We start from the raw sequence: 26187 nt of genomic DNA on the forward strand, positions 1-26187 counted from the left end.
TTACTCCGAATCGATCTGTTCGATCATATCCGCGGGCACGACCTCCGCGTCGAGGACGATCACGCCGGTGTCCGGGTCTTGCGTCACCGAGACGATGATGTAGACGGTCCCGCGGGGAAGCATGAGCTCGGCGACGCCGGGCAGGCCGCCGTGTTCTCCGATCCACAGGCCCTGGGTCCCGGCGGGCAGGGTGAGATTGAGCCGGTACCGGAATTCACCGTCCGGCGTGACGACCATGTTCCGGCCGACCGAGGTCGACAGGTAACCGAGTTCCTGTTGTGCGGCGCCCTCGAGCAGTCCGGGATTCCTGTCGCCTAGGCGATTTCCGTCGGTGTCGAACATGAACTCGACGTCGTGCAGACCCCGCACGACCTGCAGCGGTTCGGTGATCGGCAGCGTCCGCCGGGTCGCCTGATCGAGCAGATCGGCAAAGTGGCCGAGGGTTTCGGGGCTTCTCGGCAGGCCGAAGTAGCGCTGGTAGTAGGTGCGGGCCCAACCCACCTCGGTGTGGTCCTCGAGCATTCTGCTCAGCGCGCGGTCCGGTGCCGGACTTTCGATGATCGCGCGCAGCCGCTGCCAGGTCGCCCTCGCCCGGTCCGGATCCCCGATCCTGTTGTGCACGGCCGCCTCACCGCCGCGGTACGCCGCCGCCAGGGTGGCGAGCGACAGCGTGCCCGGCCCGGTCAGGGCTGTCAGCAGCGTGACCGATGCGCTGTTCTCGGCGATGCGATCGAGCATCGCGGGCGCGCGGTCGAGTCCGCGCCGGAGGAAGTAATTGATCTCCGCGTGTTCGAAATAGGCCCAGATCGCGTGCCGCTGCGCCGGATCCAGTTCGTGCCACCGGTCCAGGACCGTATTGCCGAAGTGCAGCCCGTCGGCGTCGGTGTCGAATACCCGGACGCCGTCGTCGTCGAGATGTCCGATGCCGTGCCCGGTTTCGGCCGGCGGCGGCGACGGCGCGTGGCCGGGTGGCGGGGTGAACGCCGCCGGGGTGTTCAGGTGCGCCGGGTCGAGCGCGAAGGCGCTGCCGTCGGCGGCCATCGCCATCCGCATCTGCCCGGGGCGCTCGACGGAGCCGTACAGCATCGCGAACGGTGCGCCGGAGGTGTTGTGCTGGAGCAGAATACGCGGGCCGTCGGGGGGCAGCACGATCAGATTGAGCGACAGCTCCCGGGCGACGAAGGGAAGCAGGAAGCTCATCATGTGATCGGTGGGGAAGTGCGGTGCGCGCAGGCCCGCGATGAACTGCCGCAGTTCGTTCCGCAGATACTGTTCGAAACCCGTGTCGAATTGCCGTCGGCGGCTCGTTTCGGCGGTCCACTGGTCGGGGGTGAGCCGGCCGTCTCGATAGTGGGCGTCGAGTCCGCCGCGGCGGGTCTGCTCGGCCCGGTTGATCTCGCGCGACCGGGGTGTGATGAACGATCCGAGAGTCCTGTCGAAATTCTGCTCGATGCGGTCGGCGAGCGCCGTGCGCGCGTCGCGCGCCGTCGGAGTTCCTCGCAGTCGCGACAGGGCCTCGAACAGGTGCTCGTGGTTGTCCGGCAGGGGATTCCAGATCGGTGCGGTATTCGCCGATGCGGGCGATGCGGTGTCCTGACCGTCGAGTTCCATCGGGTCGCCGGGGGGCGATGTCGTGTCCTGGCCGTCGAGACCTATGCGCCGGCCGCCGCCGGTGGCCGTCGGCGGCTCCACCTGGGCGTGCAGGACCGTGACGCCGTCGGGGTCCGTTTCGACGGCGAGGATCCGGTAGTTGGTGCCGCGCGCCAGGACGAGTTCCTGCTGGCCCGGGTGGATGCCGTCGTCGCCGATATAGGCGCCGCGTGCGCCGGGCGGCACGATCAGCTCCATGCGGTACGGCGCGAGTCGTTCGCCGGCGCGGACGGAGGTGGACAGGTAGGCGGGTTCGTGCTGGGGGACGTTGATGATGTTGCCGTGCTCGTCGGTGGCGAGGAAGTCGATATCGTCGAGGGTGCGGATGACCCGGATCGGTTCGGTCAGCGGCAACGGGCGTGCGGTCGCATGGTCGAGCAGGGCGATCTGGTCGTGGATCGTGTCCGGCCCGAAGTTCCGGCCGAGGTGCTCGCCGTGGTTCGCGGAGATCTCGTCGTAGAGTTCGGCGTCCCTCTCGATCTGTTCCAACCGGGCCTCGGGCCGGGCGTCGCTCAGGATGGCGGTCAGCGCCGACAGCTCCCTGTCCTCGTCGGCGGACCGAGACGCGTCGGCGAGCAGCATGTCTCGTCGGCCGAATATCCAGGACAGCTCCGGGACCCGGCCGTGGATCGCGGTCAGCAGCTGAGTGATCTCGCTGCTCTCGCGCAGCCGCTCGGCCCAGGCGGTGAGTTCGGCGTCGGACATGTGCTGCCGCAGCACGGTATTGACCAGGAACGATTCCTCGTACGCGCGGAGCGCGGCACGCACCTGTTCGGGCAGCAGGTGCCAGGTGCGCAGGCGGGTGCGGCCGAACGCGGCCCCGGCCTCGTCGGTGTGGAAGCGGCGGATGCCGTCGGCGGCGATGTGGCCCAGGGGGTGGGCGGGATGTGCGGCCGGATCGGCGGGGTCCGGGGCGGGGTGGGCCGGGTGGCCGTGGGGGGTGAACAGGACGGCGCGGGTGGCGCCGAGTTCGCGCCGGGGCTGCGGCGGGAACGCATGCGCCACATCGAATCCGGGGTCGACGACGGTGATGGCGCCATGATCGTTGACGAGCAGATACGCGTGCGACCCGATGCCGTCGTCGTCGGTGGTGGCGTAGTCGTCGACGACGACCGCGAGGTGACCATGGCCCAGGGCGAGCAACTGGTCGGCGATGTGGTGATGAGCGTGGAAGGGACGCAGCCAGGCCCCGAGCGCGTGTTCGAGCTCCTCCCGGGTGACGCCGTTCAGCCCCAGGCGATGGGCGAGGCGGCGGACGAGGGGACTGTTCGTGCGGCGCAGGAGTTCGGCCACGGTGAGCGGGCCGCACAGGTTGTTGTGCCCGGAGGACAGGCCGATGCGGGTCCGGGGCTTCTCGATGGATATCAGGGAATGCGGTGTGCTGCCGTCGGAGACCGCCGCGTCGAGCCGGTGCCGGATCCGATCGCGGGGGCCGGTGAATGCGCGAAGCAGCCGCGCGGCCGTCGAGCCGATCGTCGTGCCCTCCGGAGCACGCCAGAACACCGTGCCCGCGGTGTCCGCGCCGAACGCGAGGCTCGCACTACCGTGCCGTCCCTTGGGCTCCTGGTCGAAGGAGAGCAGGTACCCCGGGGTTCCGCCGCCGGACGGTGCGGCGAGGGCGGCGTCGAGTTCGGCGGTGTAGAGGTCGGTGAGCGCGGATTTCAGGTTTCGCAGCTGCCGCCGGTCGCCCGAGGACGGTCTCCCGGCGCGGGCGGTCGCGTCGAGCCGCGCGATCTCGAGCTGAATGTGCTTGCGATTCAGAATGTTTCGCACGGTCGCGGGGATGCCCTCGCTGTTGCGCAGCCCGGGATGGTCGGCGGGGCCGCGCGGGTCGCCGGGTGCCGAGACATGCGCCGTGCCGCCGTCCGTCGTCTCGGCCGCGGTCGGTTGGGTGGGCCGGGGAGCCGATTCATCGGTTCCGCGCTCGCGCGAGCCGACGCGCAGTTCGTCGCGAGCCGGTTCCTCGGCGGGCGGGGGCAGCACCTCGGCGTGCAGCACGGTGATTCCGTCGGAGTCCTGCTCGACGCCGGTGATCCGGTAGCGGGTATCGCGCGCCAGCAGGAGTTCGTGCTGCTCCGGATTGGTCGCGTCGTTGCCGAGGTACACACCGCGCGCGCCGGGCGGAACGGTCAGTTCCACACGGTAATTGGATCCGCCCGCGAGGCGGGCCGTGCCGGGCGCGACCGAGGTGGACAGGTAGCCGTGGTCCTGCTGGATGATGTTCAGCAGGCGCTGCGGGTCCCCGTCGCCCAGCGGTGTTCCGTGCTCGTCGGTCGCCATGAAGTCGATGTCCTTCAGGGCGCGGACGATTCGAATCGGCTCGCTCAGGCGCAGCGGACGCCGGGTGGCCTCGTCGAGCAGGGCGGTCTCGTGGCGGACGGCGTCCCGATCGAAATCCCGGTCGTAGTGCATGTCGTAGTGCATGCGCAGGATGCGATCGAGCCGGGCGGCCGCGGCGATCCTTTCCCACCGGGCGGCGGGGCGCGGGTCGTTCAGGATGTCCTCGATCAGCCGCAACTGCTCGTCATCGGCCTCGGTGCGGTTGTCCTTGGCGGCCAGCGCATCCCGTCGTTCCTGCAGCGCGGCGAATCTCGCGATGGACCCGCGCGGACGGCTCACGATCCGCACGACCTCGGTGTTGCGGCGCAGGTTCTCGATCCAGTCGTCGAGCTCCGCGTCGGTCGCGGCGTTGCGCAGCGCGAAGTTGACGACCTGGGTGTCCTCATAGGAGTGCAGCGCGGCGCGCACCGTGTCCCGCAGGTCGTGCCAGACGTTGAGCCGGTGGAAGCCGAAGCTGTCGCCCGCGGCGTCGGAATCGAACCGGCGCACCCCGTCGTCGCCGATCAGGCCCTGATCCGCGGGATCGTGGACCGGACCGTAGGCGTGTCGGACGAAGTCGCGCGGAATGCCCTGCGCGGTATACAGAATCGCCTCGGTGCCGGACATCTCCCGCAGCGCCACCGGCGGGAATCCGTGTACCTGATCGAGGCCCCGATCGACCACGATGATCGTGCCGTGCTCGTTGACCATCAGGTAGGCGTGGCCGCCGATGCCGTACCGGTCGACGGAGGTGTAGGAGTCGACCACGAGCGCCACCGCGCCGTCGCCGAGGGCGCGCAGGTCCTCGGCGATCGCCGCGTAGTCCCGGAACGATCTCAGCCGCGCGCCCGCGGCGAATTCGAGTTCGCTCCGCGAGTTCCCGGACGGGCCTCGCGGAGGAGGCAGGCGGAGCACCACCGGGCTGTCTGTGCGCGCCAGCAACTCGTCGACGGTCAGCGACGCACAGTCGTTGAGCGGCTCGGCCGACTCGGCGGCATCCGATTCGAGGCGCGGGTCCGGCGCGCTCGCGACGCCGTCGGGCGTCGGGGGACGGTCGGCGGTGTGCGCGGCGGCGCCGGTTCGGGCGTCGGTGGCGTTGGCGGTGGTGTCGGTGGTGTCATCGGAGACGCCAGATCGTCGGGTGCTGCCGTCGGATATCCGGACGATGGACCCGTCGGGACGGGTGATGGCCAGAGTTGCTGTGCTGTGGTGTATTTCGAGGGCCGGTGGCCGCGCGAAGGTGGGGTGGACGGTCGAGCCCGCGGTGGTACCGGTCGTCGCGGCGGGTTCGGTGTGAGCGGGACCCTGCCGATCGCCGGAACCGGGATCCGGTGCGGCGGACGCACCGTCGGGTGCGGAGTCCGACGGCGGCAGGACCTCCGCACGCAGCACGGTGGTGCCGTCCTCGTCGGTCCACGCATCGGTGATCCGGTAGGCGGTGCCGCGCGCCAGCACGAGTTCCCGCTGAGTCGAATAGACGCCGTCGTCGCCGACGTAGACCCCGCGGGCGCCGGGCGGCACCACCAGTTCCAGGCGGTAGTCGCGCCCCCATACGGTCTCGGGGCCGACCGAGGTGGACAGGTATCCGGGCTCGTGCTGGACGGTGCCGATCAGGCGTCGGGGATCCGGATCGTCGAGGTCGAGATCGGCGAGGGTGGTGCCGTGCTCGTCGATCGTCGCGAAGCCGATGTCCGTGAGGTCGCGGACGACGAGAACCGGTTCGTGCAGGGGTAGCGGACGGTCGGTGGCCTCGTCGAGCAGTTCGATGTGTTCCCGGACGGCGTCGGGGTCGGTGTAGAAGCTGAAGCGCTTGCTCAGCGTGCGGTGCAGATCGGCGTCGGCCCGGATCTGTTCCCATGCCGCCGCCGGTCGCGGGTCGTTCAGCACCCTGTCCAATGCCCGGATTTCCGCCGCGGTGTCCTCGTCGGCGTGAATATCCGTGGCGGCCAGCTCATGTCGGCGCTCGATCATGGCGGTGAGATCGGGATCGTCGGTGTGGGCGGAGAGCACCCACGCGATCCGGCCGCTGTCGCGGAGCCGGGCGGCCCAGTCGGTGCCCAGCTCCCGGTCCGAGAAGTGCCGCAGTATCTGGTTGACCAGACCGCTGCTCTCGTAGGTGTGCAGGGCGGCGCGTACGGGTTCGGACAGCCGGTCCCACGCGCGCAGGTATCGGCGGCCGTACTTCTCACCCTCCTCGGAGCTGTGGAATCGGCGTACCGCGCCGTCGAGGTATCCCGGAGCCGGGGCGGCGTCGGCGGCGATCCGATCGTGGGCGGCGGCGTCGTCGAGTTGCGAGGTTGGTGGTGGTGCCGAGCCGTCCTGCGGTCGGTCGACCGATAGGGTGCCCCCGGCCCCACGCCCGGCGGTGGTGCGCGTCGGTGCCGGGCGCTCGGGTCCGTACTGCGACAGCGCGCCGGGGCCGCTCATCCCCAGGCCGGAGAATTTCGGCAGATGAACGAGATCGACCGCGAGGATGCCGCCGCGGCGGGGAATGGTCATATCGGGGGGATCGATGCGCCCCGGATCGGGAGCGTCCGCGGTCCAGCCCGGGAGCCTCCGGAACGGGAGGCCGTCCGGGGTCGTCGACAGTACGGTCCCGTCGGGCAGGCGGATGCTCCTGCGGCCGTCGGAGTGCACCTCGTCGCCTACCCCGTTGGGGAATTGGACGTAGCGGTATCCGTGCCCGTCCGTGCCGTACTCGGTACCGTCCGGATCCAGGCGGTACTGAATACCGTTGGAGTAGATACCGTATTCGGTGCCGTCCGGAGCCAGGCGGTACGAGGCGCCGTCGGGGTAGTCGATTCCCTCCGGGTCGAGCCGGTATTCGATGCCCCCGGCAGGGGCGGGATAGCCCCCGACGGAATCGTAGGGGTCTTCCACCAGCAGCCGCACGGGCGTGCCGACGGCATCGCGTTCGACTCCGAGAACCGAATAGACGTGGAAGCCGAGCAATCCGGGCACGGCGGTCGAGTTCTCGTGTCCCACACCGAATTCGCTGGTGGTGATCGTCACCGTGGTACCCCGCCGCAGGGCGTGGTCGATTCTGTTGCCTACCGTCTCGCCGACGATCGAGTAGCGGTCGGGCAGTACCGCGTGCCTCCGGTCACCGGAGTACATCGCAACGTAATAGTCCAGGAGAGTTCGTTTTTCGGTGCTCCACCGTCCGGGGAACGTCCGGTCCAGAAGTTTGCCGAACCCGCTGGGGGAGCCGGGATCCTCGGTGCGCAGGAATTTGGCGTACGCGGCGTCGTAGGCGGCCTGATCCGCGCCGTGAATGGACGCGAGGCGCCGATGCTCGGATTCGCGCGCGGCGAGCGTCGCCCGCTGCCAGGCGTCGTAGCTGTCGGCGATCTCGCGGGCGAATTCGATATCGCCGCCCAGCAGTTCGTGCACGGTGTCGACATCGAACCGCATCGGATCCAGGAAGCCGCCGTCATCGACGCTGCGGACGGGTTGCCGTCGTGCCTGCGGCGCGACGGTCACCATCCGGTTCTGGGCGGAATCCCATGCCTCGTACGTAGGCCCGGACGGCGCCCGGTAGGAGCCCACGCCGAGACGTTCGGCGGCCTCCGCGGGGAGGCCGCCCTCCCGGTAGCTGTGGTAGCCCTCGTCGCCGCCGAAGACCTGGGTGTAGGCCGCCTCGATCATGGCGGGCCACAACGGTTCCCCGGGGCGGTGGTCGATGAAGTATCCGCGGTCGCTGCCCCAGCGGGCGTAGACGCGCTTCTCGACGCGGACCCAGGTCGGTGCCCCGTTCACGCGCAGCCGGACCTCGACCGTGCCGTCGCGGCGATCCCGCAGCATGTCGACGATCGATTGCGGATCGGTGTCGGCAATGCGCTCGAGCGGTGCGACCAGGAAGCAGTTGTCGGCCGCGCCCTGGCGCGCATCTCCCGATTTCGGCAACCCGTCAGGCCCGAACAGCGGATCGTCGTGCCGGGTGACTGGTCGCACCGGCTGCGGGAGGATATCGCGGGGAATGCCCGCGTCGATCCATCGTCGGGTGCCCGGGATCCGCACCGATCGCCAGGATCCGTTCCCGGGTTTCGTCACGACGGCGCCGCCGTTGGGCAGCGACACCGGGGTCAGGGTCGGCTTATCGCCGTGTTCGTAGCCGAGGATCTTGACCGCCCCACCCGGCACGTTCCAGCTCAGCACGCCGGATCTGCCCGTCGGACCGGGCCGGTAGGCATCGGACATCAGCGCGGCGTCGATCCGCCGGATCCGACCGTCCGGCAGTCGAATGACGAACTGGGGGCGCCCGTTCGCCGCGGCCAGTCTCGCGGGCACACTGCCGGTGGCGGGCAGCTCGAGCACCTGGCCCAGGTGATCGACCAGGGTGAGCATGTCGCCGCCGTCGGGCATCGTGCGATGCGGGATCGCGACGGGGAATCCGGCGAGCGGCAGCAGTGTCGCCTTCTCGGCGGCGGTGAGATTCTCCAGGCGATCGTTGTGCGGCAGGGCGCGAGGCTCGAGGTCCGTCGGATCGAATCGTGTTCGCTCGACACCGGTGTCGTGGCGCGCGTACGCGGCGTCGGTCTCCTCGATATGGTTCGTCAGGGAGCCGAAATAGGTCTCGCCGTCCTCGATGTCGGACGTCGGAATGGTCCGGGGTAGCAAGGTCGGGGGGATCGCCCTGGTGGCGGGCTTGGCCTTGGGGCCGGGGTGGTCCGAGTCGTAGAGGGCGTGCGCGCCGGGGCCGGTCATACCGAAGGCCTGGAACTTCGGCAGATGCGCCAGGTCGGCCGCGATGATCAGGCCCCGGGGCGGAATCGTCATATCCCGCGCCGGGTCGATGCGGTCCGGGTCGGGAAGCCAGTTGGTCGTCTGGTCCCTCCGGAATTTCTCGCCGTTCGCGTCGGTCCGATACTCGACCTGGCCCACCCGGCGATACCGTGCGCCGTCGGGGTCGAGGCGGTACAGCGTGCCGTCGGGGTCCTCCCGGTATCGCGTGCCGTCGGTCGCGATGCGGTACTCGGGTCCGTCGCTGTACCTGCGATACTGCGTGCCGTCCGAGCGGACGCCATATTCGATGTACGTGCCGTCGGATGTGCCGTCCGCGTTCCTGTTCGGCACCCGGTGGTAGCGGGCGCCCGTCGATGCGTCGGTGTCGTAGTGGTCGGCGCCCGGGTCGAGGCGATAGTCGAGGCCCGCGGCCGGGACGACCGGGTAGGCGCCCTCCTGGTCGTGCGGATTCTCCAGCAGAATCCGCGCGGGTTTGCCGGTCCGGTCGTGTTCGACCCGCAGGACCGCGAAGACGTGGCCGCCGACCAATCCCGGGACCGCGGTTCTGTTTTCGTGGGTATTGCCGAACTCGAGCGTCGCCATCGTCACCCCGGTGCCGCGGGTGAGCGCGTAGTGGATCTGCCGGCCGAGCAGCTGGGCGGCGGCCCGGGACCGGTTGCTCAGCAGCCGATGTTCGGCCGGTCCGCCGTGGGTCTCGCGGAAATAGCTTGTCAGCGCGTCCTTTTCGGTCTGCCAGGCATCCGGGAACCGCTGGTCCAGGTAGGCGCGGAACCCGTCGGGCGCGCCGAGGCCGTCGGTGCTCAGGAAGGTTTCCCACGCGGCGTCCCAGCCGGCCGGATCGTCCGGATGGGCGGCGTCGAGTTCCGCCTTCTTCTGGTCGTGCACGGCGTCACGTTGCCGGTACCAGTCTCGGTAGCTGTCGGCGACCGCCCGCGAGAACGCGCGGTCGGCCTTGGGCACCCAGGTGTTTTTGATGTTCGAACGCACCCGGTCGTGCAGGAGGTAGGTGCGCACGAGGCCGTGCACGGTCTCGGCGTCGAAGGCCAGCGGGTTCAGGATGTCCTCGGCGTGGACACTGCGGCTGGGTTGCTGGCGCGCCGACTGTTCGACCGTCACCACCCGCTGCAGCTCGGAATTCCAGGCCTGATAGCCCGGTGCGCTCTCGGCCCGGTACGAGCCCTCGTCCAGCAGCGCCGCCACGTGGCCGGCGTGTGCTCCGTCCGTGAGCGAGTGGTAGCCGTCCTTCTTGCCGAAGCGCTGGGCGAAGGCCTTCTCGATCATGCTGGCCCACAGGGGTTCTCCCGGTTCGTGGCGCACGAAGTGACCGGTCGCGGAGCCGGGTGTCTCGTAGATCTCCTTGGTGACGTGCACCCACTCGAAGTGCGGGATCTCGGCGCCGGTGTCCGGGTCCGTGGTGCGGTGGGTGGTGAATCGGACCGAGACGATGCCGTTGCCGTGGTCGTGCAGCATCCGCAGGATCGACCGCGGATTGGTGTCGGCCTTGGTCCTGAGCGTGGCCAGCAGGGAGCAGTCGCCGGAGGCGCCCTGGCGTGCGTCCTGCGCCCGGGGCAGCCCGTTCCGCCCGAACAGGTCGTCGGCACGCCGATCGACGAGTGCCGGCAGCTCGGGCAGGACGTCGTGCGGGGCGTTGACGCGGAGCCAGGTCGTGCTCCCGGGGTAGGTGATCCACCGCCACGGCCCGGATCCGGGCTTCGCCACGACGGTGTACTCGTACGGCACCGCCATCACCATCGCCGTGCCGGACGCGTCGTGGCCGAGGATTCGGGCCTCGCCGCCCGGTTGATCCCAGCTCAGCGTGCCGGGGCCGCCGGGCGGGCCGGGCTGGAAATCGAAGCCGCCCATCAGATCGACGGGTATCCGCCGCGTCTGCCCGTCCGCGAGATGAAGGTCGTAGTAGTGCCGCGCGTCCGGCGGGGCGACGAGCGTCGCATAGGTCGCACCGGCGGCCGGGAGCTGGTGAATCTGGCCGCTGTCGTCGACGAGGGTCAGGTCGTCCGGGCCCCCGAGGTCCGGCACGGTGACCGGAACGCCGAGTTTCGGCAGGTCCTCCGGGCGTAGATCCTCGTCGAGCGCCGGGGGTTCGTTCTCCTGCCGTTCGGGCTCGGACGCCGGCGGAGTCCGGAGCTCGGCGCCCGAGGGGCGGTGCGGCACCGTGCCCTGGGGGGCCGTCTGCGGTTCGGGCTTGTCCAGGAGCGCGTGCGCGCCGGCGCCGCTCATCGTGAGATTACTGAATTTCGGCAGGTGTTCGAGGTCGACGGCGAGCACGCCGCCCCGGCGCGGGATGGTCAGGTCTGGTTGCCGGATGCGGGTGGGCCGCCATGCGTTGTCGTTCGGTCGTTTCCGGGTGACCGCGTCGTCGGCCGTCCTGCGGTATTCGGTCCCGTCGGCCGTCCGCCAGTATCTGCTGCCGTCGGGATAGGTGATGTGCAGCGTGTCGTCCGTGCCGCGGCTGTAATACCGGGTCCCGTCCGGATCTATGGTGTACGCGGCGCCGTCGGGATCGTGGCGGTACTGGGTGCCGTTGGGCCGGACACCGTATTCGGTGCCGTCGGGGGCGATGCGGTGCCGGTGACCGTTCGCGTCGGCCGGTCCGCGGGCTTCCGGGTCGAGGCGGTATTCGATGCCGGCGGCGGGCGTGACAACGAGCGCGTTGCTGTCGTGCGGGTTCTCCAGTAGCAGCCGCGCCGGGGTGCCGGTCTCGTCGTGCTCGACATCTAGCACCGCGTAGGCGTGCCCCTGGACCAGACCCGGCACCGCGGTATCGTCTTCGTCCCGGCCACCGAAGCTTTCGGTGCCGATCAGGATCTTGTCGCCGCGATCCAGCGCGTAGCGGACACGCTGCCCGATCGCCCGGGCGGCCCAGGAGTTCGCGGGCAGGGCGCGGTCCTTGGCGTCCCCGCCGTAGATGGTGTCGTAATACGCTGCCAGCAGGGCTTTTTCGGCCTCCCACCGCTGCGGGAGCCGCTCGTCCAGATAGGCGCGGAAGCCGCGGGGTGTCCTTAACTCCTCGGTGGCCTCGAACCGCTCCCACGCGGCGTCGATCGCGGCGGTGTCGTTGCCATGGGTGCGGTGCAGCCGGTCCCACTCCGCAGTGCGCTGGGCCAGCCGTCGGTTCTGCCAGTGGTCGTAGCTGTCCGCCACCAGGCGCGAGAACTCGGGATCGGCCTCGGCCAGTTGGTTGTTCGTCACGTCCGAGCGCACCCGGGCGCGCATCATCAGCTCGTGCAGCGTGTCGGCATCGAACCGGAGCGGATGCAGGAAATCACTGTCCTTGACGCTGCTGACGGGCTGCTGCCGCGCCGGCTGTTCGACCGTGACCATCCGGTTCAGCTCGGAATTCCACGCCGCGTACGCGGGGCGGTCCGGTGCCCGGTAGAAGCCCTTGCCGAGGCGCTCTCCCGGCTCGGCCACCTGCTTGGCCAGTAGCGGGTAGCCGTAATAGCCGTTGCCCTCGTTGAACCGGATCGCGTAGGCCTTCTCGATCATGCTGGCCCACAGGGGTTCTCCGGGTTCGTGACCGGCGAAGTACCCGCTGTCCCCGCCGCGCCGCACATAGATCGATTTCTCGACGCGGACCCAGGTCGGCGTGCGGCCGACCATGAACCGGACGCTGACCGTGCCGTCGCCGTGATCGTGCAGGATCTCGCGGATCGCTCGCGGGTCGCGGGCGGCCAGCTGCTTGAGATAGGCGATCAGGATGCAGTCGCCGGTCCCGCCCTGTCGGGCGTCCTGCGGTTGGGGTCCCTCCGGCCCGAAGAGCGGATCGTCGTGCCGCTCCGCGATATCGGGTAGATCCAGGAACAGCTGGTCGGGGGCAGTGATCTCGACTGGCTCGCCGTCGGGGAGCTTCACCCGCCGCGACGAGCCACCCAGGTGCGTCACCACCACGGGCGAGTCGGGCGCGACGCGCACGGCGGCCGGTCGGCCGTGCGCGTCGGCTCCGAGGAACCTGACCTCACCGCCGTCCGCGGTCCAGCTCAACCGCCCGTCGGGGTCGGAGCCCCGGGGCGGCCGAAACCGGAAGCCCGCGTCCGCCAGGGCGACGGGGATGCGGATGCGCGGCTCGCCCGGCTCCCGGATCTCGTAGTACCGCTCCCCGTCGTCCACGATCTCCCGGGCGCGAATCCTGGACATCTTTCGCGGCAGCGGGATCTCCCGGCCGTCACGATCGATGAGGGTGAGGAATTGGTCGCTTCCCGGCTGCAGGGTGATCGCTGCGCCGGGCATGGGCAGCAGGCGGTCGCGCTCCTCGTCGGAGAGTTGCTGTCTGCCAAGGTCGTCGAGCAGCCGCCGATCGTCGGCGAGCGGCAGCGGGCGGTCGAGTCCCGCCTGTTCGAAGTCCGGCCGCTCGACGTGGGTGGGGCCGGGGAGGTCGATGCCCAGCGTCTCCAGCAGGTCGTCGCCGAAGTAGGTGTCGCCGTCCGCCGGGCTGAATTCGTGCGCGTGGGTGGCGCCGCCGTAGTGGCCCGTGGTGGTGTGGATCTCGGAGTCGTACGCCGCCGGAACGTAGCCGACATGGTTGTGGCCGCCGCGGGCGTAGCCGATCCGCGCGATGCTGCCGTCGGGGCGGGTGTAGGCGAGAGTGGCTGTGGCGCGTTGTGTTCGGCGGAAGGGCAGGCGGAACAGGGGGCGGGAGCGTGGCCTCGGGGCGGCGGGCTCTGTGAACAGGTCGCCCAGGATGTTGTCCTCCGGGCCGTCGAGGAGAGAGGTGGGTTCCTCGGGCTCCTTGTACAGTCCGCCGAAGAGGTTGTCCTCCGCGCCGTCGAGGAGGTCGGTGCGCTCCTCGGGCTCGTCGAACAGTCCGCCGAGGATGTTGTCCTCGCCGTCGTTGTCGAGCGGTGGTCGTGCGGCTCGATGCGGGGGGCCGTACAGCCCGTACGCGGCGGGGCCTTGCACGCCGAGCGCCGTGAATTTGGCCAGGTGCGCGAGGTCGACCGCGACGACGCCGCCCCGCCGGGGAGTGGCCGGATCGTTCGCCGGATTGGTCCAGGGGGCCTGGGTCCAGATCGTGGTGCCGGCGGCCCTGCGCCAGGTCGCCCCGTCCGGGTCGATGCGGTAGGCCGTGCCGTCGGCGGTCCGGCGGGTGCGGCGGCCGTCTGGGTAGGTGTAGTTGAGGCTGCCGTCCGCGCGTCGGGAGAACCGGGCTCCCCTGCGGGTTATGCCGTAGGTGGTGCCGTCGGGGTCGTGGCGGAGCTGGGTGCCGTTGGGGCGGATCTCGTAGCGGGGTGCGTTGGGATCCTGGGGCTTCGAGTCCGTGATCCGGTCCCGGGGGCGGGGGTCCAGGCGGTATTCGACGCCGTCGACCGGGGCGGGGTAGCGTCCCTGGTCGTCGTGCGGGTTCTCCAGCAGCAGCCGCGCCGGTCTGCCGGTCGCGTCGCGTTCGACGCCCAGGACCAGGTAGGCATGAGTGCCGACCAGTCCCGGCACCTCGGTGACATTCTCGACCCCCTCTCCGAACTGGGCGGTGGCGATCGATACCGTGGTGCCGTCGCGCCGGAGCGCCCAGTCGATCCGCTGCGCGATCGACTCGACACCGGTCTTCGCTCTGTCGGTCAGCAGCCTGGCTGCCGGTTTTCCGCCGAATATCTCGTCGAAATACTGTGCCAGGGCTTCCTTTTCGCGTGCCCACTGCTGCGGGAAGCGCTCGTTAAGGTAGTTGCGGAAGCCGTTCGAGGTGATGAAATGCTCGTTGTCGAGAAAATTCCTCCAGGCGGCGTCGTATGCGGCCTGGTCGTTCGCATGCTGGGCGCGCAGGCGTCCGCGGGTCGAGAAGTATTGGGTGCGGGTCGCGCTGTCCAGGTCGTCGTAGGTGTCGCCGATGGCGCGGGCGAACGCGGGGTCGGCCCTCGGGATCTCGCCGGTGGACACTCGATCCCGCAGGATGTAACTGCTCACCAGGTCGTGCAATGTATCGACGTCGAGCCTGAGGGGGTGCGCGTAGTCGTAGTCCCTGACGCGATGGACGGGCTGCGGATAGACCCCGCCGGAGGCGCGGTGGAAACCCTTGCCCAGGCGTTCGGCGCCGGCCACGAGCGGAATCTGGAAGTCGATGGCCAGATATCCGTCGCCCCTGCCGAAACGGATCGCCCAGGCCTTTTCGATGAGGGTGGCCCAGAGCGGTTGCCCGGGTTCGTGATGGACGAAGTACCCGGTCTCGGTGCCTGGTCTGACGTAGAGGGACTTCTCGACCCGGACCCAGTCGAACCGGGGTTCGCCGGGCCTGTCCTCGGTGAGGAACCGGACGCTGGCCGTGCCGTCCCCGTGGTCGTGAACGACCTCGGCGAGTGCCCGCGGATCGCGTGCGGCGAGCGATTTCAGGTCGGCCAGCAGCGCGCAGTCGCCGACGGCGCCCTGCCGCACCTCCTCGGGCCTGGGCAATCCGTCCGGGCCGAAGATCGGATCCCGATGCCGCAGGCGGATCTCGGGCAGCGGCCTGAGCGCACCCGGAGGGGTATTGACCCGCGTCCAGTTGTCGATGCCGGGATATTTCAGCCACCGCCAGGGGCCTCGCCCGGGCCGTGCGGCGAGCGGGACCTCGAACGGAATCTTCAGGGTGTGTGGCTGATTGCTCGCATCGTAGCCCGCGAACCGGACCTCGCCGCCCGGCACGTTCCAGCTCAGCGTGCCGTCGGGGCCGCCGCCCGGGCCGGGGACGAAGGTGAAGTCCTGCGCCAGCTCCTTCATCACGAAGCACGTCGGCCCGTTCGGCGGCGAAATCTCGTAGTAGTCGAAGCCATTGGCCGGCTGGTGGAATCGTGCCGGCACGTCCTTGCCGGTTTCGGGCAGATCCTCCAAGTTGCCCAGGTGGTCGAAGAAGATGAGGGCATCCCGCTGACCGCCCGGATGCGGCAGCTTGTACGGGACACCGGGTTCCTGGAACAGCGCATCGCGCCGCGGCCCGGACAGGTTGTGCAGGAGCTGGCCGCGCCGGAGGACCGGAGGCCGCGAGCCGGGCGGGTTGACGTGCGGTCGTTCGGTGGTGGTGGTCGTGCCGCCCCGCTGAGCGGCCGGCTCGTGGAACAGGTGGTCCACGAGGTAGCTGCCATCCTGCGCGGAATCCTGCCCGCCCAGCTCGGCCGGATAGGTTTCACCCGGCCCGGAGCCTATCCGCGAGGCGAAGGCCGCGCCGCGGCGATACGGCGCCGCGGCGGCGCGCCGGGGGGCCGTGATCGAGGGCCGCGTGGTCCGGTCGGCGCTCGGGGGCGCCGCGGGATGTTGCGGCACATCGGATCTCGGTTCGGCCCGGTTCGGTCCGTACAGGCCGTGCGCGCCCGCGCCGCTCATCGCCAGCGTGGCGAACTTCGGTAGGTGGGCGAGGTCCACCGCGATGAGGCCGCCGCGGCGCGGGATGGTCAGATCCGGCGGGTCGATCCGGTCGTCATCGGGCAGCGGCTCGGCGTCGCGCGGTCGTTTGATGTATCGGTCGCCGTCCGGGGTCGTCCAGTGTTCGGTCCGGTCGGCCGTCCGCCAGAATCTGGTGCCGTCGGGGTAGGTGATGTGCAGGGTGTCGTCCCGGCCGGTGACGTAGTAGCGGGTTCCGTCGGGCTCGATGGTGTACGCCGAGCCGTCCGGGTACCAGCGGTGCTGGGTGCCGGTCGTCCGCGCGACGTATTCGGTTCCGTCGGCGGCGATGCGGTGATGGTTGCCGTGGGCGTCGGTGAGGGGGCGGTCGGATTCGGGGTCGAGGCGGTATTCGATGCCGTCCTCGGGTTCGGGGTAGGACTCGTTGTCGTCGTGCGGGTTCTCCAGCAGCAGCCGCACCGGTGCGCCATCCGCGTCGTGCTCGACCCCGAGCACCGCGTAGGCGTGGCCGCTCATCAGACCGCGCACGACGGTGATGTCCTCGCGATCCGGCCCGAACATGCGGGTGCCCATGATCACCGCGGTGCCGCGCCGCAGCGCGTATTCGATCCGATCCGCGATGGTCCGGGCGGCGGTTCCGGAATGGGCGAGCAGCGATCGTTCCTTGGCCTCACCGCCGTACACACCGTCGAGATACCGTGCCAGGGCGTCCTTTTCGGCATCCCACCGGTCGGGGAGGCGCTCGTCCAGGTACCGTCGGAAGTAGCCGGGCGAACCGAGGTCCGCGGTGGTGTCCAGGGTGTGGGGGCTCGGCGGGGTCGAATCGGGGTGCTCCCGAGCCCAGTGCGCGGCCCAGTCGTCGTAGGTGTCACCGAGGGCGCGCGCGAACTCGGGGTCGGCCGCGGGGATCTCGTCGTTCGTCAGCCCGGTGGGCACCCGATCGCGCAGGACGAGACTGTTCACCAGCTCGTGCAGCGTGTCGGCGTCGAGTCGGAGGGGATGCAGGAAGTCGCGGTCGTCGACGCTCCGGACGGGTTGCCGCCGACCCCCATCCGCTGCCTGATAGAAGCCCTTACCGAGGCGTTCCGCCGGCTCGGCGACCAGATTTCCCGCGAGGTCGAAGCCGTGGAAGCCGTTGCCGTCGTTGAATCGGAGCGCATAGGCCTTCTCGATCATGCTGGCCCACAGCGGTTCTCCCGGTTGATGGCCCGCGAAGACGCCGTTGCCGGTATCGGGTGAGACGTAGATCGATTTTTCGACGCGTACCCATTCGAGTTGGCCGCCGGTGAAGAAGCGGACGCTCGCGGTGCCGTCGCCGTGATCGTGCACGATCTCGCGGATCGCCTGCGGATTGCGGGCGGACAGCTGTTTGAGGTACGAGATCAGGAGGCAGTCGCCGGCATCGCCCTGGCGCGCATCCTGCGGTACAGGCCCGTGTTCCCCGAAGATCGGGTCGTGGTGCCGGGCGGCGAGTGCGGGCAGCGCCGGGAACAGGGCGGCGGGCGCCGTAACGCCGGCCCGTGCCCCGAATCCCGGGAGCTTCAGCCACCACGACGACGGCCCCCGGCGGGTCACCACGAGGGGGGCGTCGTACGGCACGCTCATCCGGGCCGTCCGGCCGAGGTCGTCGACTCCGAGGAATCGGACTTCGCCGTTCGACGTGCCCCAGCTCAGCAGGCCGTCGGGGTCGGTCCCGCGGGGCGGTTCGAAGGTGAACGTCCGGGAGTCGGTGAGCGCGACCGGGATACGAACGAGCGGCCTGCCCGGAATCCGGGCCTCGTAGTACCGGTGTCCGTCCTCCTCGACCTCCCGCGCGCGCACCGGTTCGGACATGTTCGGCAGCCGGTGCACCCGGCCGTCGTGGTCCACCAGCAGCAGGGCGTTCATGTCGCCCCTACCCCGCGGAGGCCGCAGCTCGACCGGCACGCCGGGTGTCGGCAGCAGTGTCTCCTTCTGCTGCGCCGAGAGTCGTTCGCGGCCCTGGTCGTCGAGCAGGCGCTCGTCGTCGGGCAGTACCGGCGGTTCGAGGCCGGGGCGATCGAGGTGCGGTTGAGGGGTATCGGACGCACCGGAGGGCTCGAATCCCAGCTTCTCCAGCACGTCGTCGCCGAAGTAGTTGTCGTCCCGCTCCGGTTCGAATGTCGGCGTGCCCGGCCGGGGCGTCGGAATCACGGTGGCGTGCAGGACGGCAACGCCGTCGGGTCCGCGCTCTACGCCGGTGACCGTGTACTGCGTGTCGCGGGCGAGCTGGAGCTCGTTCCGCAGCGGGTCCGCGCCGTGCCCGCCGAGGTAGGCGCCGCGCGTGCCGGGCGGCAACGTCAGCTCCAGGCGGTACGGGGCATCGCTGCGCGCATCGTGCACGCGAGGGCCGAGGGAGGTGGGCAGGTAGCCTCGGTCTTTCCGGACGGCGCCGATCAGATCCTCGGGTTCTCCGGCGCCGAGGAACGAAATATCGTCCAGGGCGCCGACGACGCGAATCGGCTCGGTCAGCGGCAGCTCACGGCGGGTCGCCTGATCGAGCCGAGTGATGTACCGCCGCACCGTTTCCGGGGTGACGTCCTGGTCGAAGTGCTCGGAGAACAGCGATTTCAGGTCGAGATACGCCCAGGCGTCGGATGCGATCCGGTCCCACCGGTCCGCGGGGGATTCGTCCGACAGAATCTCCTGCAGCGCTTGCCTTTCCCGCTCCTCGTCGTCGGTGTGGTGATCTTGGCCGTCGAGTTCGTCTCGCCGGGAGGCCATGGCGGCCAGGTTGCCGAAGTGGTCGGACACCGCCTCGTGGATCTCCTCGCTGCGGGCGTACTCGTCGATCCGGGCGGCGAGGTCCTCGTCCGACGAGGTGCCCCGGAGGAGGTTGGTGATCAGCGGCGCTTGCGAATTCGTGCGCAGTGCGGCGCGCACCGCCGAGGGCAGCCTGTCCCAGAAGTCCAGTGTCCGGGCGCCGAAGCGGCCGCCCGCGATATCGGTGGGGAACCGGCGCACGCCGTCCTCGACGGAGCTTTCGTTCGCCGGGTCGTGGATAGGAGCCGGGTGTGCCGGGGCGGGGAGCAAGGACGATGCCGGGTCCGTGTGCCGCTCCACGATGCCGCGTAGCACCGTGACCCCCTCGTCGGGGTCGTATTCGACCTCGGTGATCCGGTACGGCGTATCGCGCGGCAGCAGCAGTTCCTGCTGGGTCGGCGCGTAGCCGTCGAGGCCGACGTACAGGCCGCGCGTGCCCCGGGGCACCGTCAGTTCCAGGCGATACTTCGCGTCGGAGGCGAAGTTGATCGCTCCGGCGCTGACCGAGGTGGACAGGAAGCCGGGCTCTCGCTGCGGGACACCGATCAGCAGCCGGGGGTCCTGGTCCCGCAGCGGGGTGCCGTTCTGGTCGACGGCCAGGAAGTCGACGTCGTCGAGGCCGCGCACGACGCGAATCGGGTGGTCCAGTGGTAGCGCGCGGTCGGTCGCCCGATCCAGCAGCGCCAGCTGCCGCCGCAGGACATCCGGCCCGAACTCCTCGTCGAAGTGCTCGTGGTAGGCATCTTCGTAGAGGCGATAGCGGGTGGCCTCGGCTTGGATCCGCTCCCATGCGGCCGCGGGCCGGGGGTCGGACAGGACCGCGTCCAGGGCTCGCATCACCTGTGCCTGACGGGATGTGAGCTGATCTCTGGTTTGCAGACGTGCTTGCCTGCGACGCAGCGCGGCAAGACTCGGCGGGGTGTCGCGCCGGCCGGTCAGCAGATCCTTCGTCTCGGCGCTCTCGCGCAGTCCGGCGATCCAGCGGGTGATCTCCGCGTCCGACATGTTCCGGCGCGGCAGGTTGTTGACCACAGCGGTGTGCTCGTACGCGTGCACGGCGGAGCGCTCGTCGGCCGGCACGTCGGGCCAGACACGCAGCATGTGATGGCCGAATTGGGAACCGGCGGCATCGGATTCGAACACGATGACACCGTCGCTGCCGACCTCCCACTCGGGCTGTTCGTCTTCCTGCGAGCCGGCGTCGCTGCCGAACGGGTCGTATTCGGCCTCCGGGAGGTCCTGCGGCAGGGTCGTATACGTGGTCGATCCGGACTCGAAGGTGTCCAGGATCGACGGGAGGTTCTGGGTGAGGGCCGAGTGCAGTTCGCCGTTCGCGGCCATGGTCAGGAGGTCCGCGCGGGTGACCCAGCGTGCTTCTTCTGTTTCGTTCCCGTCCAGGACCGGGTCGAATCGGGTGGTGGCGTCGGCGGTCAGGTTGGTGTACCGCCAGCTGCCGGGGCCTTCCACGATATGGGCGCCGGCCAAGACGAGGCTGCCGAGGTAGTCCTGTGCCGCCCCCAGTTCCTCGATGGTCTCCCGCGCTGCCCCCTGTGCCGGTGTTTCGTTCGAGTGCAGTGCCCCGCCGGGTAGTTGCCAATTCCCTTGGGAGTAGCCGGGTGCGGACTTGGCGATTAGGAAATGCTCGTCCCCGTGCTCGTCGATATTTCTGATGAGTACGCCGGCCGCGCCGTAGCGGCCCCAGAAGCCGCGGGCGAGGAAAGTGTCGCCGGCCGCGCCGGGATGTCGCGCCGGCCGGAACGGATGGGAGGGATCGTCCTGCTCCTCGGACAGGTACGGATCGTCATCGGATTCGTATTCCGGCTCGGGCAGGTGGGCGGGGTCGTGTCCGAGCCGTTCCAGCAGGTCGCCGCCGAACGCGTCCTCGTCCTCGGGATCGGAGTCGAGCCGGTACGGGTCGTGTGCGTCCTCGTCCTCGGGATCGGAGTCCAGCCGGAACGGATCGTCCGCATCCGCCGGGTGCTGCAGGTTCGTGTCCGGTCCCAGGGCGATGCGCGGCCAGGTGCTGGCGGCCTCGGCGGATACCGGCGACGGCTCCACGACGGCGTGCAGGACGGTGATGCCGTCGGGCATCTCCTCGACGCCGGTGATCCGGTAGTGCGTGTCGCGCGCCAGCAGGAGCTCCTGCTGACTCGGGAAGACGCCGTCGTCGCCGATGTAGGCGCCCCGGGCGCCGGGCGGCACGACCAGCTCCAGGCGGTACGACTCGGCGGCGCCGGTGCGGATCGAGGTGGACAGGAATCCGGGATCGCGCTGGGGGACATTGACGATGCCGCCGTGCTCATCGGTGGCGAGGAAGTCGATATCGTTCAGCCCACGGATCACCCGGATCGGCTCGGTCAGCGGCAGCGGCCGGCTGGTCGCGTGGTCCAGCAGGGCGATGTGATGGCGGACGGCGCCCGGATCGAAGGGCCGGTCGAAGTATTCGCTGTACCTCTCGGCGAGTTCGTTGTAGTTCTCGGCGTCCTCCTCGATCTGCTCCCACCGGGCCGCGGGCCGGGGGTCGTGCAGCACCGTCTCGAGCGCCCGCAGCTCCCTGTCCTCGCGGGCGGTGCGGGAGTCGTTGGCGAGCAGCGCATTTCGCCGGTCGGGCATCGTGGACAGATCGCGGACGCTACCGTACGGGCCTTCCAGCGCCCGCATGATGTCGCTGCTCTCGCGCAGCCGATCGATCCAGTCGGCGAGTTCGGTGTCCGACATTCCCTGCCGCAGCACGGTATTGACCTGTGACACCTCCTCGTAGGCGTGCAGTGCGGCGCGGACCTCGTCCGTCAGGTGGGGCCAGAGGTGCAGGCGGGTGCGGGCGAAGGCGGCGCCCGCCTCGTCGCTGTGGAAGCGGCGGATGCCGTCGGCGGCGATGTGGCCCAGCGGGTGGGCCGGGTCGGTAGCGGGGTCTCCGGGATGCGGGGCGGAATAGGCCGGACGGCCCTGCGGGGTGTAGAGGACGGCGTGGGCGCCGGAGAGCTCTCGTTGTGGCCGGGGCGGGAATTGGTGTTCGACATCGAGTCCCCGGTCGACGACGGTGAGGGTGCCGTGGTCGTTGACCAGCAGATAGGCGTGGGCGCCGACGCCGTTCCGGTCGATGGTGGCGTAATCGTCGACGACCAGGGCGATGTGGCCGTGGCCCAGCGCCAGGAGCTGCCGGGCGATGTCGGCGTGGTCGGCGAACGGTCGTAACCAGGCGCCGGCGGCGTGCTCGAGTTGTTCGCGGGTGATTCCGGCGAGATAGGCCTGGGCGATGATCCGGCGGACGATGGGACTGTTTGTGCGCCTGAGGAGTTCGTCGATGGTGCGGGGACCGCAGTCGTAGCGCTGCGAGGCGTTCGCCTGGTCGTGGGACGGTTCGGCCGTGAGGTGCGATGTGTCGTCCGTCCGGGGTGACGATGGCGCGCTGCCGTCGGACAGGGCGACGGCGGTTCCGTCCGGGCGGGTGAGGGTGACGGCGAGAACCGGTGTGCCGCTCCGCGGTTGGATGCTCGGCAGGGGGAAGTCGGCGCGACCCGCGGGGGCGGTCCGAATCTCGTTCCCGGCGGGCTGGGTCCGTCGTGGCTGTTCCAGGTCGTCGAGCTCCGAATCCGACCGTGGGCGTTTGCGCGAATCGTAGCGGGGCGCCGCGGTTTCCGGTGCACTGCCGTCGGCGATCCGGATGGCCATGGCGGTCGTCCGGCCGCGGGCCAGGAGTCCCTGCGGAACGAACGGGGAACCGGCGGTACCGGATTCGGGTTCGGGGACATCGTCGCCTGCCTCCGAGTCGGGGTGGTCGTCGTCCGGCCAGTCGTTCCAGTCGTCGTCGCTGTCGTACGGGTCGCGTTCAGCCGAGGCCAGGACGTCGTCGGGGAGTGTCGTATGCGTGGTCGATCTCGAGTCGAGTGTGTCCAGAATCGACGGCAGGTTCTGGGCGAAGGCCGAATGCAGTTCGCCATTCGCCGCCATGGCCAGGAGATCCGCGCGGGTCACCCAGCGTGCCTCCTGCGTCTCGTCCCCGTCCAGGACCGGATCGAATCGGGCGGGGGCGTCGGCGGTCAGATTGGTGTACCTCCAGCCCCGGGGTCCCTCCACGACGTGGGTGCCGGCCAGGACGAGGCTGCCGAGGTAGTCCTGTGCCGCCCCCAGTTCCTCGATGGTCTCCCGTGTTGCGCCCTGTGCCGGTGTTTCGTTCGAGTGCAGTGCCCCGCCGGGTAGTTGCCAGTTTCCCTGGGAGTAGCCGGGTGCGGACTTGGCGATCAGGAAATGCTCGTCCCCGTGCTCGTCGATATTTCTGATGAGTACGCCGGCCGCGCCGTAGCGGCCCCAGAAGCCGCGGGCGAGGAAACCGTCGCCGGACACGCCGGGGTGCTGCGCGAGCGTGAACGGGCGGGAGGCGTCGTCCTGGCCGGAGTCGGACGCGAGGCGGACGGGCGACGCCGATTCCGTGACAGCGGTGGCGGGATGCTCCGAGCCGCCGGTCTCGTCGCGGACCGGGTCGGGTGCGGCCGATCTCGGCCGCGAGCCGCCGCTGGGCGCGTTGCCGGTCGTCGAGGGGGCGGGCGGTTGCGTGCCACGGTGCGCGCCGAGCGTGGGGGTCGCCGCGGTGGCGGTGGGTTCCGGTCCGAACAGGCCGTGTGCGCCCGGGCCGCTCATCCCGACGGTCGTGAATTTCGACAGGTGGGCGAGGTCGACCGCGACGATGCCGCCGCGCGACGGAACGGGGGCCCACAGGTCGAGGGGCTCCGCGAGCCGAGTCGGTTCTCCGCCCGGCCGCTGGCCGTAGGAGACGTAGGAGTCGCCCTCCTTGACCGTCTTGTACTCGGCACCGTCCGGCGTTATCTGCATCCTGGTGCCGTCCGGGTACGCCCGGTACTCCATGCCCTCCGAGTCCCAGAAGTACCGTATTCCCTTGGGGGACAGGCCATACACGGGGCGACGGCCCCGCGTGCCGGGCGGCTTCGGATCTCTGCGGTACTGCGTGCCGTGCTCGTCGGTGTGGTATGTGGCGCCGTCCTCGGCCACGAGATATTTGCCCGTCCGGTCGGGGACGAGCCTGCCCGCGGGCGGCATCAGCCGGTATTCGACGCCGTCGCCCGGTTCGGGGTATTCCTCGTGGGTGTCCCACGGGTTTTCCAGCAGCAGCCGCTCCGGCGCGCCCGTCTCGGCGTTGTACTCGACCCCGAGGACGGCATAGGAGTGGTTGTCGATCAACCCCGGCACGCTGTTCACGTCCGGGAGGCGGGCGCTCACGAGCAGTACGGTGGTGTCCCGCCGCAGGGCGTAGTCGATCTGCTTCGCGAACGTCCGGGCCGCGATCCGATACCGATCGGGCAGCAGGCGATCCTCGGCGGGCCCGCGGTGTACTTCGTCGTAATAGTCTGCGAGAGCCTTCTTCTCGTCCGGCCATTCCCCCGGATACCGGTCGTTCAGGTAGTCGCGGAAAGCCCGGGGCAGGTTCTGCTGCTCGTCGGCGAGGAACGTGCGCCACTCGGCGTCCCTGGTGGCCGTGTCGTTCCCGTGGAGGGTGATGAGTCGCTGCCACGTCGGTGTGTACCGCTGCCTGAGCGTGTCCTCCCAGTGGGTCAGTGTGTCGGCGAAGCGATGCGAGAACGCAACATCCGCCCGGCGGCCGTCGGGCAGCGCGGTACTCACCAGGGCGTGCAGGGTGTCCGCGTCGAACCGGAGCGGGTTCAGCGGATCCGCGGAGTCGACACTGCGGACGGGTTGTTGTATCGAATCCGGGGCGGCCTGGTGGAAGCCCTTGCCGAGGAGCCCGGCCGTCTTGCCGGCGTCGTCTCCGCCGGTGATGCCGCGGTAGCCGTTCGCACCGCCGAACCGGACGGTGTATGCCTTGTCCAGCATGGCGGCCCAGAGGGGCTCTCCGGGGGAGTGGCCGATGAAATAGCCCTGCTCGGTGCCCGGTGCGACGTGGATGCTCTTCTCGACGCGGGTCCATTCGGGCACGCCGGCGATGGTGAAGCGGACACTGACGGTGCCGTCGCCGTGATCATGCATTGCCTCGACGATCGAGTCCGGATCGTTCTCGGCGCGATGCTTCATCGCGGAGACCAGGGCGCAGCTGTCCGATGCGCCCTGACGAGCCTCCTGCGGTCTGGGCCGCGGCATGCCCTGTTTGTCCAGCCCGAACAGCGGCGTGTCGTGCAGGGTGACGAGCGGCGGCAGCTCCGGCACGATGTCATGAGGGGCGTTGACCTCGAGCCATTCCGGCCTGTTGGTGAGTTTGATCCACCGCCGCGGCGAGTCACCCTCGCGCATGACGAACTCGGTTCCGTGCGGTACCTGGAACAGGCCCTCCTGGCCCGCGTCGTCGCGGGCGGCGAATCGGACCGCGCCGCCCCGGACGTTCCAGCGCAGCGTGCCGGGGCCGCCGTCGGTGCCCGGCCGGTACTTGAAGCCTCTCGTCAGCGCGACGGGGAGCGTGGCGGTGGTGCCGTCCGGATGCTCGATCACGTAGTGCCGCGGGGTGGTGGTCCCCGCGTCCGACGCGTCGACGCGTGTCGCCGTCACGCTCCCCGAGGCGGGCAGGCGGTGCACCGTGCCCGAGCCGTCGACCATGATCAGGCCGTCGCCGCCGGTCATCGTGATCGGGACGCCCGGCGTCGGCAGCAGCCTCTTCTTGTCCTCGGGGCTGAGGTTCTCCAGCCGCTCCTGGTCGGACAGGACCGGGCGCGCGAGGTCTGGGTGGTCGTAGCGGGTCCGGGTGAGATCCGGGTGGCCGGGGTCGCTGGGGAGTTCCCACTCCAGTTTTCGCAGGAGATCGGCGCCGAAGTAAGAGTCGCCGTCGACGGGTTCGTGCGCCGAGGTGCCGCCGGTATCGGCCTGCGTGGAGTGGGTGGCGGGCGGTTCGGCCTGGATGAATTGCCGGGCCTGCGATTCCGCGGGGTCCGGATCGCCGAGGGCGAAGCGCACACCGGTGCCACGAATATTGATCGAGCTGAACTTGTTCAGATGCTCGATATCGACATCCAGTTCGGCGCCGTCGCCATAGGTGATGCCGTCGATCGGGTCCAGCACTCTCGAGTTTTCTCGATACGTGTTTTCGAGTTGCAGCATGATGCTGCCGTCGAGCTCGGATCGTACGCCGCGCACCGAATATCCGTGGCCCCCCACGATTCCCGGGTATTTGGTCTGATTGTCCCAGGAGTTCCCGGAATCGGGTGTGCTCAGGGTGATCGTGTCACCGCGTCCGAGGGTGAACCGGAGGAAGTCGGCGATATGGCGCACGGTGACGTCGCTCGTCAGCGGTTCCTCGGTGTCGTAGACTTCGTACAGGTGGTTGCGCAGGGCGGCGATTTCGTCCGACCAGTGGTTCAGCTCCGCATCGTCCAGGTGGTACTCCAGGAATTCCTGAAAGCTGTCGGA

At 69.8% G+C, this 26187-nt stretch carries 1 protein-coding gene (running past one end of the window); it reads right to left on the reverse strand.

The features are described from left to right. Positions 1-26187: the 3' portion of an ADP-ribosyltransferase gene (locus ABH933_RS01255; protein ID WP_429414120.1), read on the reverse strand. 8460 nt of this gene lie beyond the right edge of the window; the window shows 26187 of its 34647 coding nt (coding positions 8461-34647); its start codon lies off the right edge, out of view — the gene reads right to left on this strand; the stop codon is at positions 1-3.

It is taken from the genome of Nocardia sp. GP40 (assembly GCF_050434125.1).
GTDB lineage: Bacteria > Actinomycetota > Actinomycetes > Mycobacteriales > Mycobacteriaceae > Nocardia > Nocardia albiluteola.